The 23403-nt window shown below is 36.6% G+C and carries 21 protein-coding genes; 16 read left to right on the top strand and 5 right to left on the bottom strand.

Translation table 11 applies throughout. The features are described from left to right. Positions 1-309 precede the first annotated feature (309 nt). The gene (locus tag H7K77_RS10995) at positions 310-852 is read left to right on the top strand and encodes a hypothetical protein (RefSeq protein ID WP_222599331.1); all 543 of its coding nucleotides are present in this window, start codon (positions 310-312) and stop codon (positions 850-852) included. A 361-nt stretch (positions 853-1213) separates the two neighbouring features. Here the strand turns inward: H7K77_RS10995 and H7K77_RS10985 are convergent, their stop codons facing one another. The 4 genes from H7K77_RS10985 to proC all read right to left on the bottom strand — a co-directional run bounded on the left by H7K77_RS10985 (position 1214) and on the right by proC (position 5861). Then, positions 1214-2221 carry a DUF3231 family protein gene (locus tag H7K77_RS10985; protein ID WP_186577891.1) on the bottom strand — a complete coding sequence of 336 codons (1008 nt, stop codon included), beginning with the start codon at positions 2219-2221 and terminating at the stop codon, positions 1214-1216. Positions 2222-2373: 152 nt separating this feature from the next. Next, positions 2374-3636: a glutamate-5-semialdehyde dehydrogenase gene (locus H7K77_RS10980; RefSeq protein WP_186577890.1), complete on the bottom strand. Its 1263-nt coding sequence runs from the start codon at positions 3634-3636 to the stop codon at positions 2374-2376. A gap of 19 nt (positions 3637-3655) precedes the next feature. Then, complete coding sequence (gene proB / locus H7K77_RS10975) at positions 3656-4789, bottom strand: glutamate 5-kinase (protein WP_186577889.1); 1134 nt, start codon at positions 4787-4789, stop codon at positions 3656-3658. A gap of 229 nt (positions 4790-5018) precedes the next feature. After that, positions 5019-5861 carry a pyrroline-5-carboxylate reductase gene (gene proC, locus H7K77_RS10970; RefSeq protein ID WP_186577888.1) on the bottom strand — a complete coding sequence of 281 codons (843 nt, stop codon included), beginning with the start codon at positions 5859-5861 and terminating at the stop codon, positions 5019-5021. 323 nt (positions 5862-6184) lie between these two features. Between proC and H7K77_RS10965 the strand changes: the two genes are divergently transcribed. The 3 genes from H7K77_RS10965 to H7K77_RS10955 are packed head-to-tail and all read left to right on the top strand — an operon-like array spanning position 6185 to position 10240. Continuing rightward, complete coding sequence (locus H7K77_RS10965) at positions 6185-6622, top strand: MarR family winged helix-turn-helix transcriptional regulator (RefSeq protein WP_186577887.1); 438 nt, start codon at positions 6185-6187, stop codon at positions 6620-6622. Between the two features lie 31 nt (positions 6623-6653). Further along, on the top strand, positions 6654-8381 hold the full coding sequence (locus tag H7K77_RS10960; protein ID WP_186577886.1) for an ABC transporter ATP-binding protein: 1728 nt from the start codon (positions 6654-6656) through the stop codon (positions 8379-8381). Beyond that, on the top strand, positions 8378-10240 hold the full coding sequence (locus tag H7K77_RS10955) for an ABC transporter ATP-binding protein (RefSeq protein WP_186577885.1): 1863 nt from the start codon (positions 8378-8380) through the stop codon (positions 10238-10240). The genes H7K77_RS10960 and H7K77_RS10955 overlap by 4 nt, the downstream gene beginning before the upstream one ends. Positions 10241-10361: 121 nt before the next feature. On the opposite strand, the gene H7K77_RS21730 is transcribed toward H7K77_RS10955, so the two are convergent. Beyond that, positions 10362-11069 carry a PRC-barrel domain-containing protein gene (locus tag H7K77_RS21730; RefSeq protein ID WP_328701094.1) on the bottom strand — a complete coding sequence of 236 codons (708 nt, stop codon included), beginning with the start codon at positions 11067-11069 and terminating at the stop codon, positions 10362-10364. 873 nt (positions 11070-11942) lie between these two features. On the opposite strand from H7K77_RS21730, the gene H7K77_RS10945 reads away from it, so the two are divergent. The 12 genes from H7K77_RS10945 (at position 11943) to H7K77_RS10890 (ending at position 23392) form a co-directional block, all read left to right on the top strand. Beyond that, positions 11943-12932 (top strand): LacI family DNA-binding transcriptional regulator, encoded by a 990-nt coding sequence (locus tag H7K77_RS10945; RefSeq protein ID WP_186577883.1) that lies wholly within the window; start codon positions 11943-11945, stop codon positions 12930-12932. A gap of 138 nt (positions 12933-13070) precedes the next feature. After that, complete coding sequence (locus H7K77_RS10940; protein ID WP_186577882.1) at positions 13071-14465, top strand: sucrose-specific PTS transporter subunit IIBC; 1395 nt, start codon at positions 13071-13073, stop codon at positions 14463-14465. 117 nt (positions 14466-14582) lie between these two features. After that, positions 14583-16040, top strand: a complete 1458-nt coding sequence (locus H7K77_RS10935; RefSeq protein WP_186577881.1) for a glycoside hydrolase family 32 protein — start codon at positions 14583-14585, stop codon at positions 16038-16040. A 160-nt stretch (positions 16041-16200) separates the two neighbouring features. Then, positions 16201-16635 carry a MaoC/PaaZ C-terminal domain-containing protein gene (locus tag H7K77_RS10930; RefSeq protein WP_186577880.1) on the top strand — a complete coding sequence of 145 codons (435 nt, stop codon included), beginning with the start codon at positions 16201-16203 and terminating at the stop codon, positions 16633-16635. Between the two features lie 156 nt (positions 16636-16791). Further along, entirely contained in the window at positions 16792-16992 is a 201-nt protein-coding gene (locus H7K77_RS10925) for a hypothetical protein (protein WP_186577879.1), read from the top strand. Between the two features lie 249 nt (positions 16993-17241). Then, complete coding sequence (locus tag H7K77_RS10920) at positions 17242-17754, top strand: type 1 glutamine amidotransferase domain-containing protein (RefSeq protein WP_186577878.1); 513 nt, start codon at positions 17242-17244, stop codon at positions 17752-17754. A 505-nt stretch (positions 17755-18259) separates the two neighbouring features. Next, complete coding sequence (locus H7K77_RS10915) at positions 18260-19006, top strand: DUF3298 and DUF4163 domain-containing protein (protein ID WP_186577877.1); 747 nt, start codon at positions 18260-18262, stop codon at positions 19004-19006. A gap of 258 nt (positions 19007-19264) precedes the next feature. Then, positions 19265-20206, top strand: coding sequence for a TetR/AcrR family transcriptional regulator (locus H7K77_RS10910; protein WP_222599329.1), 942 nt, complete (start codon positions 19265-19267; stop codon positions 20204-20206). 2 nt (positions 20207-20208) lie between these two features. Continuing rightward, entirely contained in the window at positions 20209-21708 is a 1500-nt protein-coding gene (locus H7K77_RS10905) for an MDR family MFS transporter (protein WP_328701093.1), read from the top strand. A gap of 84 nt (positions 21709-21792) precedes the next feature. Further along, positions 21793-21987, top strand: coding sequence for a YwbE family protein (locus tag H7K77_RS10900; protein ID WP_186577875.1), 195 nt, complete (start codon positions 21793-21795; stop codon positions 21985-21987). Between the two features lie 75 nt (positions 21988-22062). After that, positions 22063-22740, top strand: a complete 678-nt coding sequence (locus tag H7K77_RS10895) for a class I SAM-dependent methyltransferase (protein ID WP_186577874.1) — start codon at positions 22063-22065, stop codon at positions 22738-22740. A gap of 85 nt (positions 22741-22825) precedes the next feature. Then, on the top strand, positions 22826-23392 hold the full coding sequence (locus tag H7K77_RS10890) for a TetR/AcrR family transcriptional regulator (protein WP_186577873.1): 567 nt from the start codon (positions 22826-22828) through the stop codon (positions 23390-23392). Positions 23393-23403 lie beyond the last annotated feature (11 nt).

Here is a 23403-nt window from a genome sequence, read left to right as displayed (position 1 = left end):
GACTTCCCTCGCCTTCGTACGATAAGTTAACATCGGTTCACTTCGTTCACCGTGTTGCCTTTATCTCCTACGGCTCAGTCCAGTCCGTACGTCGCTTACCGGCGCTCTGCGCTTTTGTTCATTGTTTACGTTAGGGAAGGCTTTCCTTAATAAACTCTGCTGGAATGTTATAAAATATAATTTGTAAAAGTGGTACCAATTATATATGTAAAAAAGTGGGAATTCATGCTAAACTAGAGATAAGCTTATTACTCAAAAATGAAAGAAAGGATGATTGATATTTTTCCCCCTTTAATAAAATGGAGATCCTTGCTTATTATATTTGTCTTATCACTTCTTGTTAGTTGTTCAGACTCTAATACTACGAAACAGGATCCAAAAAGTGAAAATGAAGAAACCATAAAAGAAGTTTTAAACCAACAATTTACTGTACCAGATCCCAAGCTAACCAAGTTAATGAACTCCCCTGAAAATACCACCGTCATTAGCGATGATGAAAACGTTTCTTCTCCTATTTCTACTTCGGAATTAGACCAATACCTACATGAATTATACGGCTCTTATTTTACTGACAAAGGGTACAATGCTTTTATTGGTGCTCATGCATTGTATTTTCAAGGAATAGCAAATGCAAACAACTATGAATTGAAAGTTAAAAAAATGGATATCAGTTCCGACAAAGATACAAAGGGTGCCTATGATTTTACTGTTGAGGTCGAGTATGTAACTGAGAATGAGGAACCGAAAATAGCTGAAGTGATAGGCAAAACACATATATATGAAGAAGGTAAAATAGCGAAATTTGAACTCTTGGATGATGAGGGCTTAACTGAAGCGATTAAAAAGGATTAATTTTTAGGCTCTTTCAAAATTGTTATTGCTATTGTCACAATGATTATAGTCTCTGCAGTAATAAATATTCTTTGGATGAGTGCTTTAACTCGCTTCGATAGAACACTACGCTTTCCGTGGGCACGGCCTCTAGCCTTCCAGTGACGTAAAGTACGCTCTTTGGGGATCTTCGGACACACGAATTGTTCTCCACGGAAAGCGAGTGTTTCTCCACAGCGTGCATCTGCACTCCACTATTTAAAATGAACACTGGAAATAAAGCTACATTCTCTCAACTGCGTCATTTTGAAAGCAATAAAGTGTGAGGAAGTGCCTTCATGCAAAAAGGAGAAATTCTCCTGTTCCAATTTAAAAGAACCTTTTAATTCTTACCTAGCCTTTTGTGATCTGGTATCTGGGGTGGTTGCTCCAGCCAATGATTTTTTATCATTATATTAATACCATCTTTAGAGTATAAAGCTGTTTCTCCTGATAAACGAATATATGATGCTGAAATGTCTGTCCGTAAACTTGCTGCAGCAGAAGTAGCATAATTAGAGATACTTGATGCTATCATTAAGGTTGTATGGAACATAATTAATTTGTCTGAAAAGGGTGATGTGGTTGAATCGGTAACTTCTATGTCCCAAGGCATTGGAGTAGGAAGTTCATCGTTAGCTAACATGTCTGTAAATACGTTTACATGTTTGTTGGCAATTTCTTTACCTCTATTACAGTATTGGCTCACTTGCTTAGTTTTAGCTACATGGCTAAGTCCAGATAAAAGAACTTTACCAACTATATTCGCTTCGATATTTGCTTCAATATGAGTAATCTCTACTACATTTAAGGGCCTGTTATTGTTAATAAGGTTAAAAGGACTACCTAAATAATCCTTCTTTTCAATAAAGTCAACATGATCAGGTGTTGTGACAAAAGGTGATCGAATGAATAAACCTTTTTCTACTAAAACATCCGTTGTCCGATTATATAATTCTGTAGAAGTTTTTATTGCTTCGCTTAACATACTTCTAACGTCTGAACGCGCTGTCGTTGTTAGAGCTATTCCGTAAACGGAAATGCCCACTTTGGCCATGTTCTTTAGGTAGTATAGATAGAACGCATCTGAATAAAGACGCGGAGCAGACTGATTTACATCATCTTTAGTAAATCCAATTGGAATAGGTTGGTTATCTTTCATTAATATTTTTCTGGTTTTTTGTAGGTTTTCTTCACTTATTTCATATGAATACTGTAGAACGGATCTAATGTTAGGATCATCAACATTTGCTAAGAAATGATTTAAAGTGCAAATAGAAAAGCTGTTATTCTGATAACTACTCCACATAACTGATATTTCGGAGGAGGTTAATCTTACCTTTTCTTCCATCAAGTTCCCTCCATGATTTATTTATTATTAATATTATTTGCTTCAAATAGGAATCTATTCAGAATCTTAGCTAGTATAATTAATAGAAAATGTAGGGAGTAGCAAAAAAGACAGGAATTGGCTTGTAGAAGCCGAATTCCTGTCTTTTCATTTTATCTAATCTGTCCATCTCCATGCATCATGTATTTAACTGTAGTCAAAGATGGTAGTCCCATTGGCCCGCGTGCGTGTAGTTTTTGGGTGGAGATTCCAATTTCTGCACCAAATCCTAGAGCGCCACCGTCCGTGAAACGGGTAGACGCGTTATGATACAACGCGGCTGCATCCACTAATTTCATAAAGAGAGCAGCAGTTTCTTTGTTTTCTGTCACGATAGCTTCCGAGTGTTTCGTTCCGTATAATTCAATGTGGTCAACCGCTTCTGATAAGCTAGTCACTGTTTTTATCGCGAGATCTGTACTAAGATATTCATTGGCCCAGTCAGATTCAGTAGCAGCGATCGTTCCAGGAATGAATTTCTGTGCCGTTTCATCTCCGTGAATTTGTATGTTATGCTCCTTCAAAGCATCTATTAAATCATCCTTATTTGATGCTAACCAATCTTTATCAATAATAGCTGTTTCTAGCGCATTACAAACGGCAGGTCTGTCTGTTTTAGCGTTGATAAGGATGTCTAAAGCCTTGTTCACATCCGCATCTTTATGAATATAGAGATGACAGTTACCTACACCTGTTTCGAGAACAGGAACAGTAGCGTTATTAACGACAGCTTGAATTAGCTTGCCGCCACCCCTTGGAATTAGCACGTCAATATGCTGCTTCATAGTGAAAAGCTGTTGTGTTGCTTCGCGATCGGTACTGTTGATAAATTGTACAGCTTCTTTAGGAATCTTTGTTTGCTCTAATCCACGGTGTATTACGTCAACAATTACTTTGTTGGATGAAATGGCAGAAGAGCCACCTTTTAAGATAATTGCATTTCCTGATTTAAGTGCTAGACCAGTCGCATCAACGGTCACATTAGGTCGTGCTTCATAAATCATTCCAATTACACCAAGAGGTACAGCAACCTTTTGAACCTTTAATCCATTTTCTAGTGTCCAGTCTGAATGGATGACCCCAGTCGGATCCTCTAATCTAGAAACATCTCTTAAACCTTGCGCAAAATCTTCAATTCTTTCCTTGGTTAAAGTTAGACGGTCCATGAACGCTTCATCACACCCTTTTTGGCGACCTGTTTCCAAATCCTCTTTGTTTGCCTCAAGGATAGTTTGGTAGTCTTTCTCGAGAACGTCCGCTAATTTTTGTAGTGCTACATTTTTTTCTTCAGTCGTTAATAAAGATAATTCCTTTTGAGCTTTTTTGGCTGACTTAGCTTGTTGTTGAACATTTATATTGGCTGCCGTAACGGCCATCAAATCCCTCCATATTTTTTTATATTGTTGACAGTACTTCTGAATGTAAATGACAGACGAAATGATCGCTTTCAATTGCAACTTTCTCATAAGTTAATAGATGTCTTTCTGTCTTGTGAATAATTTGGTTGATCGCATCAGAGGAGTAATTCATAACACCGAGACCAATTGTATTTTCTTCTGTGTCGAGAATATTTACGACTGCACCTTGATCAAAGTGTCCGCTAACACTATCGACGTCAGTTGGCTTTAGGCTGGTTCCGTTTTTCATAATTGCCTTTTTTACACGGTCATTAATAATGATTTTACCCTCTGGACCAGAATTGAAGGCAATCCAACGCTCCTTACTTGTTAAGTTTGGGCTGTTAGATTTAGGTTTAAAGTAAGTTCCTTTTGCATTCTGATAGACGGAATCATATATAATAGTAGGTGTTGTAGCTTTTCCTAAGAACGTAGAAATCCCAGAAGCTAAAGCAATTTTGACAGCATCTATTTTTGACTTCATGCCACCTGTACCATTCGCACTTCCTGGATCTCCAGCTGCTGCTTCAATAGCAGGTGTTATTTCATTTACTTCTCGTAGTAACTTTGCATGTTCGTTTTCTCGTGGATCTGCATCATATAGGCCATCAATATCTGAAAGGATGATTAACTGATCTGCGTCTACTAGACTAGCAACTTTTGCAGAAAGGGTGTCATTATCACCAAATCGTAGAAAATCCATGGAGATGGTGTCATTTTCATTTACGATCGGAATAATTCCTCTTTCTAACAGAACATTTATGGTATTTCGTGCATTGTTGTATCGTAATTCGTCGGTAAAATCGTCCCGTGTAATTAGAATTTGTGAAGCTACATAGCCATGCGATAAGAAGATATCTGAATATGATTCAATGAGTAGCCCTTGACCAATAGAGGCAGATGCTTGCTTTTCAGCTAGGGATTCAGGTCTTGTGAGGCACCCAAGCTTCCGGTAGCCTGCTGCAACAGCACCTGAAGAAACAAGTAAGACTTCAAAACCATCTTCTTTAAGATGTACTACTTCTTCAGCTATTTTTTCTAATTTTCTCCGGCTTACTTCACCATTAATGCTAGTTAGAGAACTACTTCCTATTTTGATAACAATGCGTTTCGAATCCTTCTCAGATGTCACGTTAACACTCCTTGTTTATTAGATCACGTTAAATTCACTGATTAATGAATGTTTAGTAAAAGCCTCATGGAGTAAACAAATTTTCAGAGGAGGCCTTTGGACAGATAAAAGGAGATACAGTTTAATTTAGTAATGTATCTGTATCTCCTATATTTTATAATCCATTTTGTAGATAGATTGTAATTACCCCATATTACAGAGGGATAAACACGCTGTTGTAAAAAAATCGTTACTTTTGCGTGACAAAACTTTTTTCTAATTGTTGTTGTAACTCTTTAGAACGAGCAGAGGCAGCATGTATGGCTTCAATCATTGCTAACCCGCCACCATGTTCATCCAGAGCGTCTAACCCAGCAGCAGTTGTACCGTTCGGTGAAGTTACTTTTTTTCGTAGCTCAGTTGGTGTATTCTCACCCTTGAGTACCATTTTGGCAGCCCCGAGCATAGTTTGTGCGCCTATTTTACGAACTACATCGGCTTCCAATCCTGCTTGGGTCCCAACTTCTTCGATGTGCTCCATTAGGTTATAGAAATAAGCAGGTCCACTACCCGCAATACCTGTGTAAACATCCATCATTTCTTCATCAATAATATAGGCTTCACCGATACATTTCATTAGTTCTTTTATGATTTTTACTTGCTCCATTGTCGAGTGCGAGCCCGGGGAAACAGCTGTTGCTGATTCTCTGATCATGCTAGATGTGTTAGGCATTACTCGAACTACTTGCTGTCCTGTTGTTAGTTTGTCTTCCATATAGCTTGTAGAAACACCTGCTAATACAGAAACGAGTAATTGGTTGCTAGAGATTTTATTACTAAGATCGGAGAGAACTACGTCAATGTCTTTTGGCTTCATGGCCAATATAAAGATATCTATATTTTTATAGTCTAATTCATCTTTAGTTATAGCTTTAATGCCATATTTTACGTTTAATTCCACTAATCTTTCTTGATTACTTCTGTTAGTCACAGTAATATTTTCGGGAGAAACTTTACCTGATTGGATATAACCGGATATCATTGCTTCTGCCATATTTCCTGCGCCTAAAAATGCTATTTTTTGGTTTTTCAAAATGAGAAAACGCTCCTTTAAAAGGTTTTGTTTATCGACTTATAGCTTAACATCTCACGCTATTAGTTCAAGGGGTTTTACGTAAGTCGTATGCAAATTGGAAAGATAGTCATGGTAAGCGGTACCATAATGAGATATATGTTTGAGAAGAGGACAGAGCTTGATTTATGTAGCAGTACGAGAATATACGAAGAATAGAGCACCAAACAAAAACACAACATCGACACAAATCAACAAAACTCGGGTGGTGACAGGCACCGCTTTTCTGATATAATTAGTTAGGGAACCTAACTATATCAAAAGGTGATTAGGGGTGAGTATTTTTGGATTTATGGAGTGAGGATTCTAGGGAACAGCGGTTAATTCATGCTTTTTCTCAGTTTAAGAAGGTAGATTGGAATAAGCATACTGTAGGAGACTTAAAGCCAAGTGAAGTTCAAGTGTTATTCTGTATAAAAAAGGGGTACGAGACGGTTTCAGAGGTAAGGGATATACTCCGAGTAACTTCCCCAACCGTTACACAAATTATCAATCGTCTAGAAGAGAAGGGGTATGTAGAACGAACGGTTAATAAAGAAGATAGAAGATCATCCCAAGTGAAGTTAACCGATCAAGGAATTGCTGTAACGGTAAAAGCTTTTAACATGTATGTCACATCAATCAATGGGCTAATTGATTACTTAGGTGAAGAGGAAAGTGAACAGCTTATTGGACTTTTAGATAAGGTGTTTGTCTATTATAAAGATTTAAACAGTCGCTAAGGAAGGCTTTAATCAAACGGAGATGATACTTATGTTGAAGTTATTAAAAATGCTTAAAACTTACAAATGGTTTGTAAGTCTTGTCCTAATACTAGTATTTTTACAAACCTTATCCCAATTATATCTTCCTACATTGATGGCAGATATTGTGGACAAAGGGATTGTAAATGAGGATATTGCCTACATTATAAAAATTGGTTTATTTATGCTACTTGTCTCAGTAGCAACCATGGTGACTTCCGTTCTTGCAAGTTACTTTTCTGCAAAGGTGGCAGTTGGGTTTGGTAGAGATTTAAGAAAAAGAGTGTTTACGTATGTAGAAAAGTTTTCACTTCAAGAATTCAATAAAATTGGAACCGCCTCCTTAATAACGAGAACGACGAACGACATTAATCAAATTCAACAGGTATTAATCATGATGTTAAGAATGATGATTACGGCACCAATGATGGCAATTGGTGGAATTATCATGGCGGTTTCTAAAGATGTCAAGCTGTCGTTAGTTTTTGTCGTAGTAATACCAATACTTATGTTAACTATTTCGTTAGTAGCGATGAAAGGTATGCCTTTGTTTAAAGTGATGCAGAAAAAACTAGATCGCTTGAATCTTGTGTTTCGAGAATACTTAACGGGGATTCGTGTCATTCGTTCCTTTAATCGCGATAAGTATGAAATAAAACGATACGACGAAACGAACCGTGATTTTATGGATACAGCCACAAAAGTTAATAAATTAATGGCGTCTATGATGCCGATTATGATGATTATATTAAACTTCTCAACTGTTGCAATTATTTGGTTTGGAAGCATTCGTATCGATAATGGTGCGATGCAAGTTGGGGATCTGATGGCATTTATACAATATGGAATGCAAATCATGTTTTCGTTTATCATGGTATCGATTATTTTTGTTATGATTCCTAGAGCACAGGTCTCTGCAACGAGAATAAATGAAGTACTTGATATGGAATTAGAAATAAAAGACCATAAAGAACCGAGTGAAACATCAGCAAAATATGGTTACGTTACTTTTGATCATGTGACTTTCAGCTATCCAGGAGCTGAAAAACCAGCATTAGTAGATATTACATTTGAGGCCAAACCTGGTGAAGTAACAGCAATAATTGGAGGCACTGGTGCAGGGAAATCCACCTTGATTAGTCTGATCCCACGATTTTACGATATTGATAGTGGTAGTATTTTAATCGACGAAGTAGATGTTCGTAAGCTTTCCCAAGAGGATTTACGAAAAAAAATTGGACTAACCCCTCAGAAGGCAACGTTATTTACAGGAACAGTTGCTGAGAATATTCGGTATGGAAAACAAGAAGCAACAGAGGAAGACGTCAAACATGCCGCAGCAGTCGCGCAGGCAACAGAATTCGTATCAGAAATGAAAGAAGGTTTTGATTCTTTAATCACACAGGGTGGTTCTAACGTATCCGGCGGACAGAAACAACGTCTTTCCATTGCCAGAACAATTGTAAAGAAACCTGAGATTTATCTGCTTGATGATAGTTTCTCTGCACTTGACTTTAAAACGGAGGCAAAACTTCGTAAAGCACTTTCTGCAGAAATAAAGCAAGCTACTGTTTTCATTGTAGCTCAAAGAGTTGCAACCGTAATGGATGCAGATCGCATTATTGTATTAGACGAAGGGGAAGTAGCAGGGATTGGTACCCACAAAGAATTGATGAAAACCTGTGATGTCTATCAAGAAATAGTATCCACACAGTTGTCCGAGGAGGAGAGCGCATGAGTAAGGATAGAAAACAAGAAAAGAACCATTCCAATGGTGTGGGATTAGGTATGCCAGTCCAAAAGGCAAAAGATTTTAAAGGGACACTGAAACGGCTGATTAGCTATCTAGCCCCTCATAAGGTAAGACTATTTCTTGTTTTAATCGCAGCCATTATTAGTACAATTTTTACTATATTAAGTCCGAAAATACTAGGAGAAGTAACAACCAAGATTTTTGAAGGGTTAATGGCGAAGTTAAATGGAATCGCAGGTGCATCAATTGATTTTAACTATATTGGGCGCATATTAATAATTTTAATAGGGTTGTATTTACTTAGTGCTGCATTTAGTTATATCCAACAATTTATAATGGTCAATGTTTCGCAGAATATTGTTTATCAACTACGTAAGGAAATTAATGAGAAGGTCAACAGGCTGCCGTTGAAGTTCTTAGATTCACGTTCTCACGGTGATATATTAAGTCGTGCTGTTAACGATATTGATAACATCAGCAATACATTGCAACAAAGTTTAACCCAGGTTATTACATCTGTTGTAACGATTATTGGAATAATTATTATGATGCTGACTATAAGTCCGTTAATGACAGTGATCGTCATTTTAACACTACCATTAAGTTTTGTTATAACAGCCTTGATTATAAAAAAATCTCAAGGGTACTTTAAGGGGCAGCAGAAATCTTTAGGTGACTTGAATGGACATGTAGAAGAAATGTATACAGGACATACAGTTATTAAAGCTTTTCAACGTGAAAAAATTGCGGTAGAAGAATTTGATAAGATTAATGAAGAACTTTACAAATCCGGGTGGAAAGCACAATATGTATCCGGAATCATTCAACCACTTATGGCACTCGTAAATAACATAGGATATGTGCTTGTCTGCGTGGTCGGTGGTGTACTCGTAACACGTGGCACGATACAAATTGGAGGTATTCAGGCATTTATTCAATATGCAAGACAGTTCTCTCAACCAATTACACAGGCTGCAAATATCTCTAATATTATTCAGTCTACGATCGCTTCCGCAGAACGTGTTTTCGAGATCTTAGATGAAGAGGAAATGCCTGAAGAACGAGCAGATGCAATGGTGCTTCCTAAGCCTAAAGGAAACGTAAGCTTCGAACGTGTAACATTTGGGTACAAATCAGATGAAATGATTATAGAAGGTATGAACATTGACGTGAAAAGTGGTCAAACTGTTGCTATTGTGGGACCAACTGGTGCTGGAAAGACGACACTTATAAATTTATTAATGCGTTTCTATGATATAAACGATGGCAAAATTTTGATTGATGGTATTGATATCAAAAATCTAAAAAGAGATAATTTAAGGAGTATGTTCGGGATGGTCCTCCAAGACACCTGGCTCTTTAATGGTACGATTCGAGATAACATTGCCTATGGAAAAGACAATGTTACCGAAATGGAGATAGTTCAAGCTGCAAAGGCAGCCCATGCTGATCACTTTATCCGAACACTACCGGACGGTTATGATACGATTTTAAATGAAGAGGCCTCGAACATTTCACAAGGGCAAAAGCAATTGATAACAATTGCTCGGGCGATTTTGGCTGATCCAACCATTATGATCCTTGATGAAGCAACTAGTAGCGTAGATACGAGAACAGAGAAGTTTATTCAAAATGCTATGAACAAATTAATGAAGGATCGAACAAGTTTTGTGATTGCCCACAGACTTTCCACGATCAAAGATGCAGATATAATTCTAGTTATGGATAAGGGAAATGTTATTGAACAAGGAACCCATCAAGAGCTTCTTGATCAAAAAGGCTTTTATGCAGACTTGTATAATAGCCAGTTTAGTGGAAATAATTTAGATATAGAAGCAATGTAACAAAAAGGAACAGCTCCCTCTGTCGGTTTAGGAGCTGTTCCTTTTTTATGGTATTTATACGTTTGTGATTGCGGTGTAAGAAGTGATCGTCAAATTCGTACACCTTGACAAAAGGTACTAATTAAATCGATACCTGGTTAATTTGTTGTTCTGTTACATTAGGATCTATGACAATTTTTCTATCCTGCCAGCTTATCTCTTTAATATTCTCGATTGGCAGAAATCTGAAATTACTATCGAGAAGTTTCTTCTTCGTGTCAATAACTAAATAGGATACTTTCCAACTAGACTCGTCTATCACTAAATCAGAGACGTAGCCAATCTCGCCGTTTTCTGTTTCTACTGTATATCCAAATAAATCCCCTTGAATTTCCTTGGCACTTCTTAAATGATAATCTTCGCGGTTTTCAAGGGTGAAGTCGTCATGCCTAGCATTTGGGTCATATGTCTCTAATAATGTTAGAGGATTTCCATACCCACCCCACGGCAAGGTACCACCATATCCAGACCAGTATGGCGGCCAACCATAATAGTTTGTTAAGTCCATTTCTACTTGTTTTGAAACGGGCTCATGTTCGTGCTGGTTCGGGGCATTTTTAACCGTTTCTTTTGAAGCCAATACAGAAACTGTTTCATTTCCCATATCTACATAATCAAAGGAGATAGGGGAGAGAAGAACTTTCTTTCCTGGTAACCACTTGTTTGAATCTACAACGAAATATCGTACTGTCCAATGTTGATCATCGAAATAAATGTCTTTCACTTTACCTAGCTCACCATCAGTTGCTTGTAAGTTAAGCTTTACTATTTCAGATGCTAGATAAAAAATATGTTAGCCTCCTAGTTTAATAATAGAGTAGATAGTTTAACTATCTCTTAGTAATGGCTATACCTTGTTTGGTTTTATGTTAAACATGATTTACTGAAAAAATAGAGAAAACCTCAATCCAAAGGCTCCTTCTCTACTAGAATTATCTTCCTATTTAATAGAGATAGGAGGTGATTCTATCGTAACCGTGAATAGTAATTAAGTAGATTATTGACAAAACACAGCGGCAAACAAGACAGTCTATGCCAAAAAATCTTCATTAAAGGCTCCATTCCTAACAATTGTTGCCTTTGTTACAATATCTATAGAATGCGAAATAATAAATACTTATGGATGAGTGCTATACACTCGCTTCGGTAGAATACTCCGCTTTTCGTGGGCACGGCCACAAGTCTTCCCGTGACGCAAGGAACGCTCTTACTGGGTCTTCAGACGCGCGCTGTTCCCATGAGACAAGGAATGCTACGGAAGCGATACATCGCACGAAGAAAATTGGGTTTTATTTTCGAAGAGTCTACGTATTCTGCATACGCTAGATGGTGTTATCTAGTCAATTTTGGCTTAGTAACTGAAATGAATTAGTTAAATGCACATCTCTCTTTTTATGAAAGTTATGCTAGTGGAGGAAATATACGGAGACTCCTGCGCGAGCCCGCGGAAAGCGTAGTATATTTCTGGAACGGTGGATCAGTATTTATTAGGATTGTAAAAAGTTAGTTACTGGCGAGTTTATCTCAACTTCATCATTCCAAAACGCAACACAAGTTTGCAAATGAGCGTTTATTAAAAAGTAGTAGGTGTAACATGGAGGAAACTTCCTATAAATATTTTGGTGTATAATAGGGATAAATGGTTGATTTAGGTGGGATTAATGTGACAACGATAAATGAAATAGCAGCTATGGCAAATGTATCGAGAACAACGGTTTCTCGTGTTTTAAATAATTCAGGATATGTTAGTGAGGACGCAAGAACAAAGATATTAAAGGTGATAGAGGAAACAGGATATGTTCCTAGTCAGCAAGCCAAATCTCTTAGAACAAAAAAGACTAAAGTAATTGGTGTAATTCTCCCAACAATAAAAACCGAAACTTCTGGTAGATTAGTTGCCGGTATGGACGAAGTGCTAGCACAAGAAGGTTATCAGATACTTTTGGCAAATACGAATCATGAAAAACATAAGGAAATTGAATTTATTAATCTGTTAAAGGTAAGGCAAGTAGATGGAATTATTCTTGCTGCTACTAATGTGAACGATGAATTATTGGAGAAGATTTCGCAATTAAACATCCCATTTGTAGCTATAGGACAAGAATTTGATGGGGTAACTAATGTACTGTTCGATGATTATAATGCAGCACGGGACATGACGCGCCTTCTTATTGATAAAGGTCATAGCAGAATTGGCTTTATTGGTGTTGATGAATCAGATAGAGCGGTTGGTTATCTGCGTAAAAAGGCATTTCTAGATGAAATGAAGCAAGCGAAAATAACGGTAGAAGATGCTTGGGTTCAAAAAGGTGTATTCAATATTGAATCTGGTTATGAGGCAGTAGCAAGAATGTTTAAAGATTCCTTGGAATTGCCAACAGCAGTATTCGCCGTTACTGATCGATTGGCAGTTGGGGCGATGAGGTATTTGAATCAATATCATTTTAAAATACCAGAAGATATAGCAATAGCTGGGGTTGGTGCCTCAGAAATGTCAAAGTATGTTACGCCACCTCTGACAACGATTGATTATTTAAATGAAGCGGCCGGACGGGAAGCGGCGCAACTATTAATCAATAAAATCACGGAGAATCATAAGGGAAAAGAAAAAGTTGTATTAAGTTATAGACTTTTAGAAAGAGATAGTGTATGATGATGTGTGTAATCGATTCCACACATCATTTTATACAACTTGTGTAATCGATTACACCTAGGAAGTCTTTAGTTAATTTATATTATTATTTTATGCTTAATATGGAATCGATTCCACAAAAAGTCAGGAGTGAAAGTAATGTCAGAAAATCGTAAAATTGCGCAAGAAATATTAGAGGCTGTTGGAGGGAAGGAAAATATTTCATCAGCTGCACATTGTGCTACTAGACTCCGCATCATGGTCAACGATAAAGAAAAAATTGACCAGGAAAAAGTAGAACAAATTGATAAGGTAAAAGGAGCTTTCTTTAACTCTGGTCAGTATCAAATTATTTTAGGTACTGGAACAGTTAATCGTGTCTATGAGGAAGTGGAAAAGCTAGGCGTTGACGGTTCCACAAAATCAGAACAAGCGAAAGAGGCCAAGAAAAGTGGTAACGTTTTCCAAAGATCAATTAGATCTTTAGGTGATGTTTTCGTTCCGATTATTCCTGTATTAGTTGCAACTGGTTTATTTATGGGGCTCCGTGGTTTAGTCATGCAAGAAGAAGTCCTTTCGTGGTTCGGTTTAGTACCAGCTGATATTTCAGATAACTTTCTTTTGTTTACTGAAATTTTAACAGACACTGCCTTTATCTTTTTACCTGCACTAATTGCCTGGTCTGCCTTTCGTGTATTTGGTGGAACGCCAATTATTGGTCTAATTCTTGGGTTGATGTTGGTTAGTCCTTCCTTACCAAATGCGTGGGGTGTTGCAGGTGGAGGAGTAGAACCAATTTATTTTATGGGCTTCATCCCTGTAGTCGGTTACCAAGGATCAGTTTTACCAGCTTTCTTTGCGGGGATATTAGGTGCTAGGTTGGAACGAACCATCCGTAAACGAGTTCCGGAAGCATTAGATCTTATTATTACACCTTTTCTAACGTTATTAGTAATGATCACTGTATCTTTATTCATAATTGGACCAATATTTCACACTGTAGAAGATTGGATTCTAGAAGGAACGCTTGCAGTGATAGGATTACCACTTGGATTAGGTGGTTTATTAATAGGATTGCTACACCAAGTTATAGTAGTCACAGGTGTTCACCATATCTTTAATTTGTTGGAAATACAGTTACTAGAGAAGTTTGGAAATAATCCGTTTAATGCCATTATCACAGCATCTATAGCTGCACAAGGTGGTGCTGCGTTAGCGGTAGGTTTAAAAACTAAATCAGCTAAATTAAAAGCACTAGCACTTCCATCGTCTTTCTCAGCCTTTTTAGGTATAACCGAACCAGCTATTTTCGGTGTTAACCTTCGTTTTGTTAAGCCATTTTTCATGGGTATTATCGGTGGAGCTGTTGGGGGATTCTTTGCATCATTGTTTAACCTTGAAGCAACAGGGATGTCTATCACAGTAATTCCAGGTACTTTACTATATCTAAATGGACAGATACTTCTTTACTTACTTGTCAATATAATTGCCATTGCTGTCGCGTTTGTGCTTACGTGGATGTTTGGTTATTCTGATAAGCAAGAAATTGAGTAAAATAAGTTTTATAAAGGACAGCTTACCTAATAGGATGCTGTCCTTTCCTTTCATATAAAAAAATAGCGATTAAATCGCATGATTTACGATACCATGGTACATCAAGGAGTTTATTAAATGAGACATGAAGATTTGTTTTTAAACCATGAATTAAATAATGAGTTAATAGATAAAGCATATAAGGAAGTTAATACACATCAAGAAACGGTTAAACAAGACCCGTACCGATTGCATTATCATATTATGCCACCTGTTGGTTTATTGAATGATCCGAACGGCTTTGTCTTTTTTAAAGGGAAATACCATTTATTTTATCAATGGAATCCGTTTGCTACTACACATGGTCCGAAGTTTTGGGGGCACCTTACTTCTACCAACTTGATAAATTGGGAAGAACAAGCGATTGCGTTAGCGCCTGGCGACTGGTTTGATAAGAATGGTTGTTATTCTGGAAGTGCGGTAGTTCATGAGGATGAACTGTATCTATTTTATACAGGTAATGTTCGTGACGAAGATGGAAATCGTGAAACTTACCAATGCTTAGCTACATCAAGGGATGGAGTGAATTTTGAGAAGAGGGGACCTGTCATTCCTTTACCTAGTGGTTATACTGCTCATTTTCGGGATCCAAAAGTATGGAAGAATGAAGAATGTTGGTTTATGATAATCGGTGCACAAAAGGAAAACCTTTCAGGGTCTGCAGTGTTATACAAATCAACTAATTTACTTGAGTGGGAACTACTAGGCCCTATTACGCAAAAAAATAACTTCGGTTACATGTGGGAATGTCCTGATTTATTTTCACTTAACAATAAGGACGTGCTACTATTCTCTCCTCAGGGAATTGAACCAGAGGGATATAAATACTGGAATATTTATCAATCTGGTTATATGGTTGGTGAGTTGGATTATTCTGATGTGACGTTTAATCACGGTACTTTTGAAGAGTTAGATCGGGGGTTTGATTTTTATGCCCCGCAAACTACTATTGATGGGAAAAATAGACGGTTGTTGTTTGGCTGGATGGGAGTACCGGAAGAAAATGAACAGGATCACCCTACTATCGAATATAAATGGATTCATGCGATGACTTTGCCCCGACAACTAGAATTGGTTGGCGAAAAGGTGTTCCAAAAACCTGTTGATGAGTTAACAGAGTTAAGAGGTAATCACACGAAAAAACATCATGTTATCATTAAAGATAGTGAAAAGTCTTTTCCTGATTTTGCTGGAAATGTTAAAGAATTAACGATAAATATTAGAAAAATGATGGGACAGAATTTCTCCGTTTGTTTCGGCAAAAATACAAGAGTCAGTTTTAATGTATTAGAAGGATTATTCAGTTTCCAAAGAAAGAGTTTTAAGAATAATACAGTTGAAGAGCGCCATTGCACGTTGAAATCTTTAAATAGTCTTCGTGTTTTTCTAGACACATCTTCTATCGAAATCTTTGTTAATGGCGGGGAAGAAGTTTTTACCTCTAGAATATTTGATGACCTTTCAAAAGACGAGGTCTCCATAAAAACTATAGGTGAAGTTGTAATAGACATGGATAAGTGGGATTTATTACTATAGGTGAATGTTAGAAAAGTGACTAGCTACGCTACGTCACTTTTTTAATTTAAGGGTAAATAGTTATATAATATGGATTGGAACCAATTGTTAGAGGGTTGCTATTAGCTTAATTGTAATAGATCACCTCTAATACATAATTAAAGATAGGTGGGGGAAGTCATTGTATTGGGAAGAATTTAAGATTGGACAAACGTATCAGGTTGAACCTGTAACCCTTTCAGAGGAGGAAATTATAGATTTTGCCGGAAAATATGACCCTCAACGGATTCATATTGATTCAGATTTTGCTAAACAAGGTATGTTTGGCGGAATTATCTCGTCTGGTTATCAAACCATTACTGCTGTTTGGGCAAAATGGATTGAAAAGGGTGTTTTGGGTGATGAAGTAATTGCAGGTACTGGGGTTGACAAGATAAGGTGGATAAAGCCAGTATATCCTAAAGATAGTTTGTCTGCAGAAGTGGAAGTTATTCAAACTAAACTTTCATCTAAAGGTGGAAAAGGAACGGTTACATTTCTATTTACCATTAAGAATCAAAGCGATGTGACTGTTACAACATTTGAAATAACTATTTTATTTAAAGCTAGAGGGTAATGTATACAGCTTATGTCTTAATGTGTCTCAAAAATTAAGAATTAAAACAAAAGCCTCATTCGACAAAAACATCCAAAAACCGGGTGGTGACAGGCACCTTATGCATAAGACGGTCTTAAATGTGTAGGCTAAGAAGGAAATAGGAGGTGTGTTGGTATGGATAAAGGTTCAAAGATGCCAAAGTTTGATGACTTATCTGATCGTGTGATTGGAGAAGGGAATAAGCAGGCTGGCTTCTCAATGAAAACCAATTTAGACCCTGAAGATCCCATAAAGGATAATCCGTACTTTGATGAAAATAAAGAATATAGCAAAGAAGAATTAGATAAATTCAAGAATTTTTTTGGTATGAGCTAATTGTTATACTCGGGGGAAGGATGTACATACTATGCACCTTCCCTCGAAATGCATGCTGACCAAAAAAAAACGATACACAAAACACTAGCCTAAATTAAAGAGTTAAATAGAAGAAAGTTCTAAAAGCACAGTCATCAATGAAGGTGCTTTTTTAAAATAGATATTGGTTTATTAAAAAATATTATGTTTTCTATTAAGATTATTGTGGTACTAGATTAGTGTAGCTAACTAAATATAAGGAGGATGAATATGGCTAAAATTGCTACAGTAATCACTGACTTATTTGAGGATGTAGAATATACTGAGCCTGCGAAAGCATTTAAGGAGGCAGGTCATGAGATAGTGACCATTGAAAAGGAAAAAGGAAAACCAGTAACAGGGAAACAAGAGGATGCAATCGTAACGATTGATGAAAGTATTGAAAATGTTAAACCAACTGACTTTGATGCCTTGTTCATTCCAGGGGGATTTTCACCTGATCAGCTTCGAGCGGATGAGAGATTTGTACAATTTAGTAAACATTTTATCGATTCTGATAAACCTGTCTTGGCTATATGCCACGGACCGCAGTTATTAATAACTGCTAAAGCATTAGAAGGTCGAAGTGTCACTGGCTATAAATCAATTCAAACTGATTTAGAATATGCAGGAGCTAACGTAAAAGATAAAGAGGTTGTAGTATGCCAGAACCAGTTAGTTACAAGTCGGCAACCTGGAGATATTCCGGCATTTATTGAAGAATCTTTAACCATTCTTTCTTAAATTTGTGAAGAGGTTATTACCTAGATGAGAATGGCAACTCTTATTAGGCTCTTTTCATACGTGAGCTTTTTTCAGACTACCATAACTATATGGACTAGTTTAAAAGCAAAACCCTTTTCTAAAAAGTGCCTATAAGGAGTTGCCCTATCTTTATTCGGAATGTTTACAGAAGAATATAAATTAAGTCCCCATACCCACCCTCGCGAATGTAAATCAGTACTTGGTTATCATCTTAAGTGTTATTTGTACGCATGTCACAATACTGGGTTTAAATTGTTAAAGAGAACTTGAACCTCGAGAGTTACCCCTTAACTCTTGCCAGTAGGACCCAACTCACCTTGTTGGAAGGTTTTACTCGCCTTTCATTCGCTACCAACTGTCTTTCCTATTCTACTAAGTCTGTTTTCCAGTTCCATTTTGATTACGATTACGTTTGTTAAATTTAGTTTGTTCTCAATGAATTAGTTGGACATACTAAGCAAAAAAGTTTATGGAGGATTTGTCCATGCAAAAATTTTTGTTTAGTTGTATATTGGTTGCCACTATCATGTTCTTTGAGACAGGTGTGATAAATGCTAAATCAGATGTTTCGGTAGGTACTGAGACAATAGAAAAACAATTAGAATTTGTTAATCTTGATATTAAATACCCTAAAATAAGAGGATTATCTGATGAGACTTTTCAGAACAATCTTAACCATTCGATAAAAGCTCACGTGATGAAAGAAAAAGTAGGGATGATGGTATTAGCTAGAGAAGACAAGAAATTAGCAGAAAAGCAAGGTAGAAAGTTTATTCCGTTCGAATTATCGATAGATTATAAGGTGACAAACACTAAGAATATCTTATCCTTTTTTATTGACACTTATAAATTTATGGGGGGAGCGCATGGGATAACGGAAACCAAATACTATAACATGGACCTTCATAAAAATCAGAGGATTGACCTTGAGGATTTGTTTAAAAATAGTGATTATAAAAAAATTATTAATGAAGAGATTATTCTTCAAATGAAGAAGCAAGAAGCGAATGGAGAAAAGGTGTATTTTAAACCGGATGACCCTTATCTAGGAGAAAGTGCTTTTCAAACCATTACAGATGACCAAACATTTTTTATTGAGGGTAATGATTTGGTAATTGCTTTTGCTCAATATCAAATTGCTCCTGGTTATGTAGGGCAACCAACCTTTAGAATCCCTCTAAGTAAACTGAAAGATCAGTTTATAGGGGAATATAAGGATCTGTTATTATAGGGATTACTCTGTTGTTAGTTGCTGAATTAGAATAACAAATCATTCTAGTGAAAATGGTTCAGGCCCATTGTTTGGGACTGAACTATTTTAGTATGGGATTAGAATATTATTGAATCTACGATTATCATTGTTTCTGGATATAATTCTTAACATACTACATTGGAGCGTTTCTCGAAAAAAATAGTAATTATTTGTGGGATATTTAGATTATGTTAAAAAGTTGCTTTACTGTTGACAGACACTTGCTATCAATTTAGAATGAGAATCAGGTTATTGTTTGACTTGATGGTTACCAAATGGTTACCTTTTGGTCATGTGGAGGCGAAAATAATCAATAAGAGACAAGAACTTAAGGAAAAAGCGATAGGGTTGTTTAGTGAAAATGGATTTTACCAGACATCTGTACAAGAGATTGCAAAAGAGTGCAACATTTCGAAAGGAGGATTTTATAAACATTTTCATTCTAAAGAAAGTCTATTAATAGAAATTCTCAAAGATAACCATGCCAAATTATTTGATGAACTTAATGCAATTGGAAGCCCAGAATCTATGCCTAAGTTGGAGCTGTTTAAAAAGAGGGTAATGACAGAATTACAGCAAGTGATGGAAACAGATTCTGTCTTTATGATTTTATTTAAAGAGATTGCTCCAAATGATAATAAAGAGATTTTTATGACGATGGAAAATTTCAAAAATCATTTTCATACTTGGCATAAACAAAGTTTGTTAGAAGCATTTGGAGTTGAGATAAAACCAAACATTTGGGATTTGGTTGCCATTTTTGAGGGGATTATTATGGAATACGTTCATATTCTTATTCACTCAAGTAAAAAATTAAGCGTGGATCGTCTGGCGAATTCAATCGTTTCAGCAATGGTAGCCATAATGGGGGCAAAGGATGATATTGAACCTGTCCTAACAGAAATTTTTGCGGATGAAGAAAAGCAAAATAGGCTTTATGGATCGGAGAGTCTAGAGTCATTATTTGAAGAAACGAAGGATCAGATTATTTCACTCGGAAAAACAGAAATGGAGAAGGAAAAGCTACAGGGTTCCTTATCTTTATTAGTTGAAGAATTCAGGCAGGAAAATACCCGTAACTATCTTGTAGAATCCTTATTGCTGTATCTTAAAACTTGTGAGGAATTAGATCCTTTTACACAGAGAATAGAAAAGATTGTACAAACAAGGGGGAAATAAAGTTGACTGAGATCAAACAGAGTAATACAGAGAATATTAAAATGGGTCCAATGTTTGCAGTCATGCTTATCGGGGCATTTGTCGGTATTTTGAATGAAACATTACTTGCTACTGCATTACCATCCATTATGGAAGACTTTGGTCTTAATGAGAATAAGGTACAGTGGTTAACAACAGCTTTCTTACTTACAAATGGGGTAATGATTCCAATTTCAGCGTTTTTAATTGAAAGCTTTAGTACAAGGAAATTGTTCCTAACAGCGTTTAGTATATTCGGAATTGGTTCGATAATTGCTGCAGTTTCACATACTTTTCCACTATTGCTAATTGGTAGAATCGTTCAAGCCTCAGGGTCTGGTATTATGCTGCCGTTAATGATGACTGTAGTATTAACAGTTATTCCAAGGGAGAAACGTGGAGGCGCGATGGGGATGGCTGGTATTGTTATTTCCTTTGGACCAGCAATAGGACCAACTTTATCTGGTTGGCTATTAAACTATTATTCTTGGCGTTCTCTGTTTTATGTAGTTATACCGATTGTTGTTTTAACCGTTGTAATTGCTTACTTTACTGTCAAGAATGTAACAAAATTATCTCATCCTAGAATAGACATCATTTCGATTATTTTATCGTCACTTGGTTTTGGTGGCTTATTATTTGGATTTAGTAGTGCTGGTGAGGATGGCTGGTCTTCGACGAAAGTTCTTGTTACTATAATTGGTGGAGCGGTTATCCTAGCGATCTTTATCTGGAGACAGCTACGATTAAAAACACCGTTGTTGCAGTTTAAGGTATTTAAATTCAACACCTTTACGTTAGCTTTAATTGTGACGATGATTGTTATGGTATCGATGATTGGAGCGGAAACATTGCTTCCATTGTATATGCAAAATCTACGTGGATTTACTCCGTTAGAGTCAGGATTGATGTTATTACCTGGTGCCATTGTTATGGGTATTATGTCTCCAATAACGGGAATGTTATTTGATAAGTTAGGTGCAAGAAAATTAGCGATTCCAGGTCTGGCTATTGTCGGTGTAACGACATTTGTCTTTACGAATTTAACGATAGACACTTCGTTTACTTTCCTATCGACCATATATGCTATACGTATGTTTGGTCTTGCTATGGCAATGATGCCAGTAATGACTGCTGGTCTTAATCAAATACCAGAGGAATGGAATGCACATGGATCTGCAATGGCAAATACTATGCAACAAGTATCAGCATCTATTGGTACGGCAATACTAATTACAATCATGACTTCGGCTGTGAAAAGCTATGAACCAGATATGTCTGCAGTTACAGATTTATCACAGTTAGAAGCGAAGCAATACGTTGCGAATCAGGCTTTATTACATGGATATAACACGGCATTCCTTGTTTCATCTATCCTAGCATTGGTTGGAATGGCGCTTGTCATATTCTTGAAAACGAGTCAGTCAGATGATAAAGAATTAGAAACTAGTACAGAAACAAAAGCAGAACCTACATCAATATAAAAGAAAAAGTGTCAGGTAAGACTTGAAAATAAGCTTACCTGACACTTTTCTAAATTCGACAAAATACGGGTGGTGACAGGCACTATGAATGGAAAGAACCGAAGTGATTTTCAGGTTGGTAGTACGGTTGATATTGTTTTAAAAAAGGATCAAAGGTCTGGGGTGTTGACTAGAGGTATCGTTAAGGATATTTTAACTAAATCTGCAACACACCCTCATGGAATAAAAGTAAGACTTGAAGATGGACAAGTTGGAAGAGTTCAAAAGATTATCTCTTAATAGCTGGTGATTAAGTTCGTTTCAATGGCGTCAATTAGAGTGAGTATCAAAATAATCGTGTGGGAGAGGAAAACATTGAGTGATTTTGAATGGCATAAAGAAGCCAAGCTAAAGTGGGAAGAACATGCTGATTTTTGGTACCAGAAAAGTCAGGAGATGTGGGATCATGGAAGTAGGAAAACGATCGTCCCGTTTATTGAAAAACATATCCCAAAAGGAAGTCTAATTGGCGATCTAGGCTGTGGTGATGGTTATGGATCTTATAAATTACATAAATCGGGTTACCGTATAATAGGATTAGACTTATCCGATGAAATGATAGAAAAAGCAAAAAAAAGAGGAAGTAAAGAACTAACATTTATGCAAGGTGATTTAACCGACTTACCGTTCGGTGATGAAAGTTTTTCAGGACTAATGGCGATTAATTCTTTGGAATGGACTGAAGAGCCTATTAAAGCTTTAAACGAAATGAAACGAGTTTTAAGGACAGGACACTATTTGTGTGTTGGCTTACTTGGTCCTACAGCTTCCCCAAGACATAATAGTTATCGTCGCCTTTACGGAGAGTCTGTAATCTGTAATACGTTAATGCCATGGGAACTAGAGAAGCTAGCATCAGAGAATGGTTGGGATGTAATAGATGGAACTGGGGTATATAAACAGAGTGTTTCTAAAGATGTTATCGGAGGTTTATCAGTAGAATTAAAACAAGCTCTTACGTTTATGTGGCTATTTTGCTTTCGGAAAAAATAGGTCCAAAACCTTAGTCAGTTGCTATTGACTTTAGTTATAATCCAAGTTATTATTTATTTGAACAGTGGTCAATTAAGGAGGAGCTATGGCACCCAGGAAAGCAGTAGAAAAGGAACTATCAAGAGATATAATAATGAATGCAGCACGACAAATGTTTGCGGAAAAAGGGTATCAACAAGTTTCAATGAGGCAGATTGCAAAGCAATTAAATTATAGTCATGGTGCGATTTATTATCATTTTAAAAACAAAGCGGAGTTATTTTATGCGTTAGTTGAAGAGCATTTTGACTTACTTAATGAGGTGCTTGACTCTATATTAGAACAGCAGATTGAAGATCAGCAAAAGATACATCAAATTCTGTTAGGATTTATAAAGTTCGGACTTAACAATCAAAGCCACTATGAAATTATGTTTTTAATAAAAGATGAAGAGGTTAAATCTTACTTAAATACTGGACCAAATATTACTTATGAAAAATTTGCCCAGAGCCTGTATGAGCTCTCCAACCAATCGTTAACACTCCAAGAAATTTGGTCGATATTCTTATCCATTCATGGTTTTGTATCCCATTATTGTGGTGAAATAGAGAATTTTGATCAAGTAAAAACGATTGCGGAGGCACATTGTCATTTTTTAATTAAAAACGTATAGTAAATTTTTTT

The sequence above is a fragment of the Aquibacillus kalidii genome (assembly GCF_014280935.1).
In the GTDB taxonomy this organism is placed as follows: Bacteria; Bacillota; Bacilli; order Bacillales; family Amphibacillaceae; genus Aquibacillus_D; species Aquibacillus_D kalidii.
Note: the sequence above shows the minus strand (reverse complement) of the source record. Positions and strands in the feature narration are given on the sequence as shown.

Bases quoted from the DNA above. Each gene is read 5' to 3' on its own strand.
- H7K77_RS10985 (WP_186577891.1), bottom strand. From the start codon at position 2,221: ATGGAAGAAAAGGTAAGATTAACCTCCTCCGAAATATCAGTTATGTGG.
- H7K77_RS10980 (WP_186577890.1), bottom strand. From the start codon at position 3,636: ATGGCCGTTACGGCAGCCAATATAAATGTTCAACAACAAGCTAAGTCA.
- H7K77_RS10960 (WP_186577886.1), top strand. From the start codon at position 6,654: ATGTTGAAGTTATTAAAAATGCTTAAAACTTACAAATGGTTTGTAAGT.
- H7K77_RS10955 (WP_186577885.1), top strand. From the start codon at position 8,378: ATGAGTAAGGATAGAAAACAAGAAAAGAACCATTCCAATGGTGTGGGA.
- H7K77_RS10940 (WP_186577882.1), top strand. From the start codon at position 13,071: ATGTCAGAAAATCGTAAAATTGCGCAAGAAATATTAGAGGCTGTTGGA.
- H7K77_RS10935 (WP_186577881.1), top strand. From the start codon at position 14,583: ATGAGACATGAAGATTTGTTTTTAAACCATGAATTAAATAATGAGTTA.
- H7K77_RS10925 (WP_186577879.1), top strand. From the start codon at position 16,792: ATGGATAAAGGTTCAAAGATGCCAAAGTTTGATGACTTATCTGATCGT.
- H7K77_RS10920 (WP_186577878.1), top strand. From the start codon at position 17,242: ATGGCTAAAATTGCTACAGTAATCACTGACTTATTTGAGGATGTAGAA.
- H7K77_RS10915 (WP_186577877.1), top strand. From the start codon at position 18,260: ATGCAAAAATTTTTGTTTAGTTGTATATTGGTTGCCACTATCATGTTC.
- H7K77_RS10910 (WP_222599329.1), top strand. From the start codon at position 19,265: ATGAGAATCAGGTTATTGTTTGACTTGATGGTTACCAAATGGTTACCT.
- H7K77_RS10900 (WP_186577875.1), top strand. From the start codon at position 21,793: ATGAATGGAAAGAACCGAAGTGATTTTCAGGTTGGTAGTACGGTTGAT.
- H7K77_RS10890 (WP_186577873.1), top strand. From the start codon at position 22,826: ATGGCACCCAGGAAAGCAGTAGAAAAGGAACTATCAAGAGATATAATA.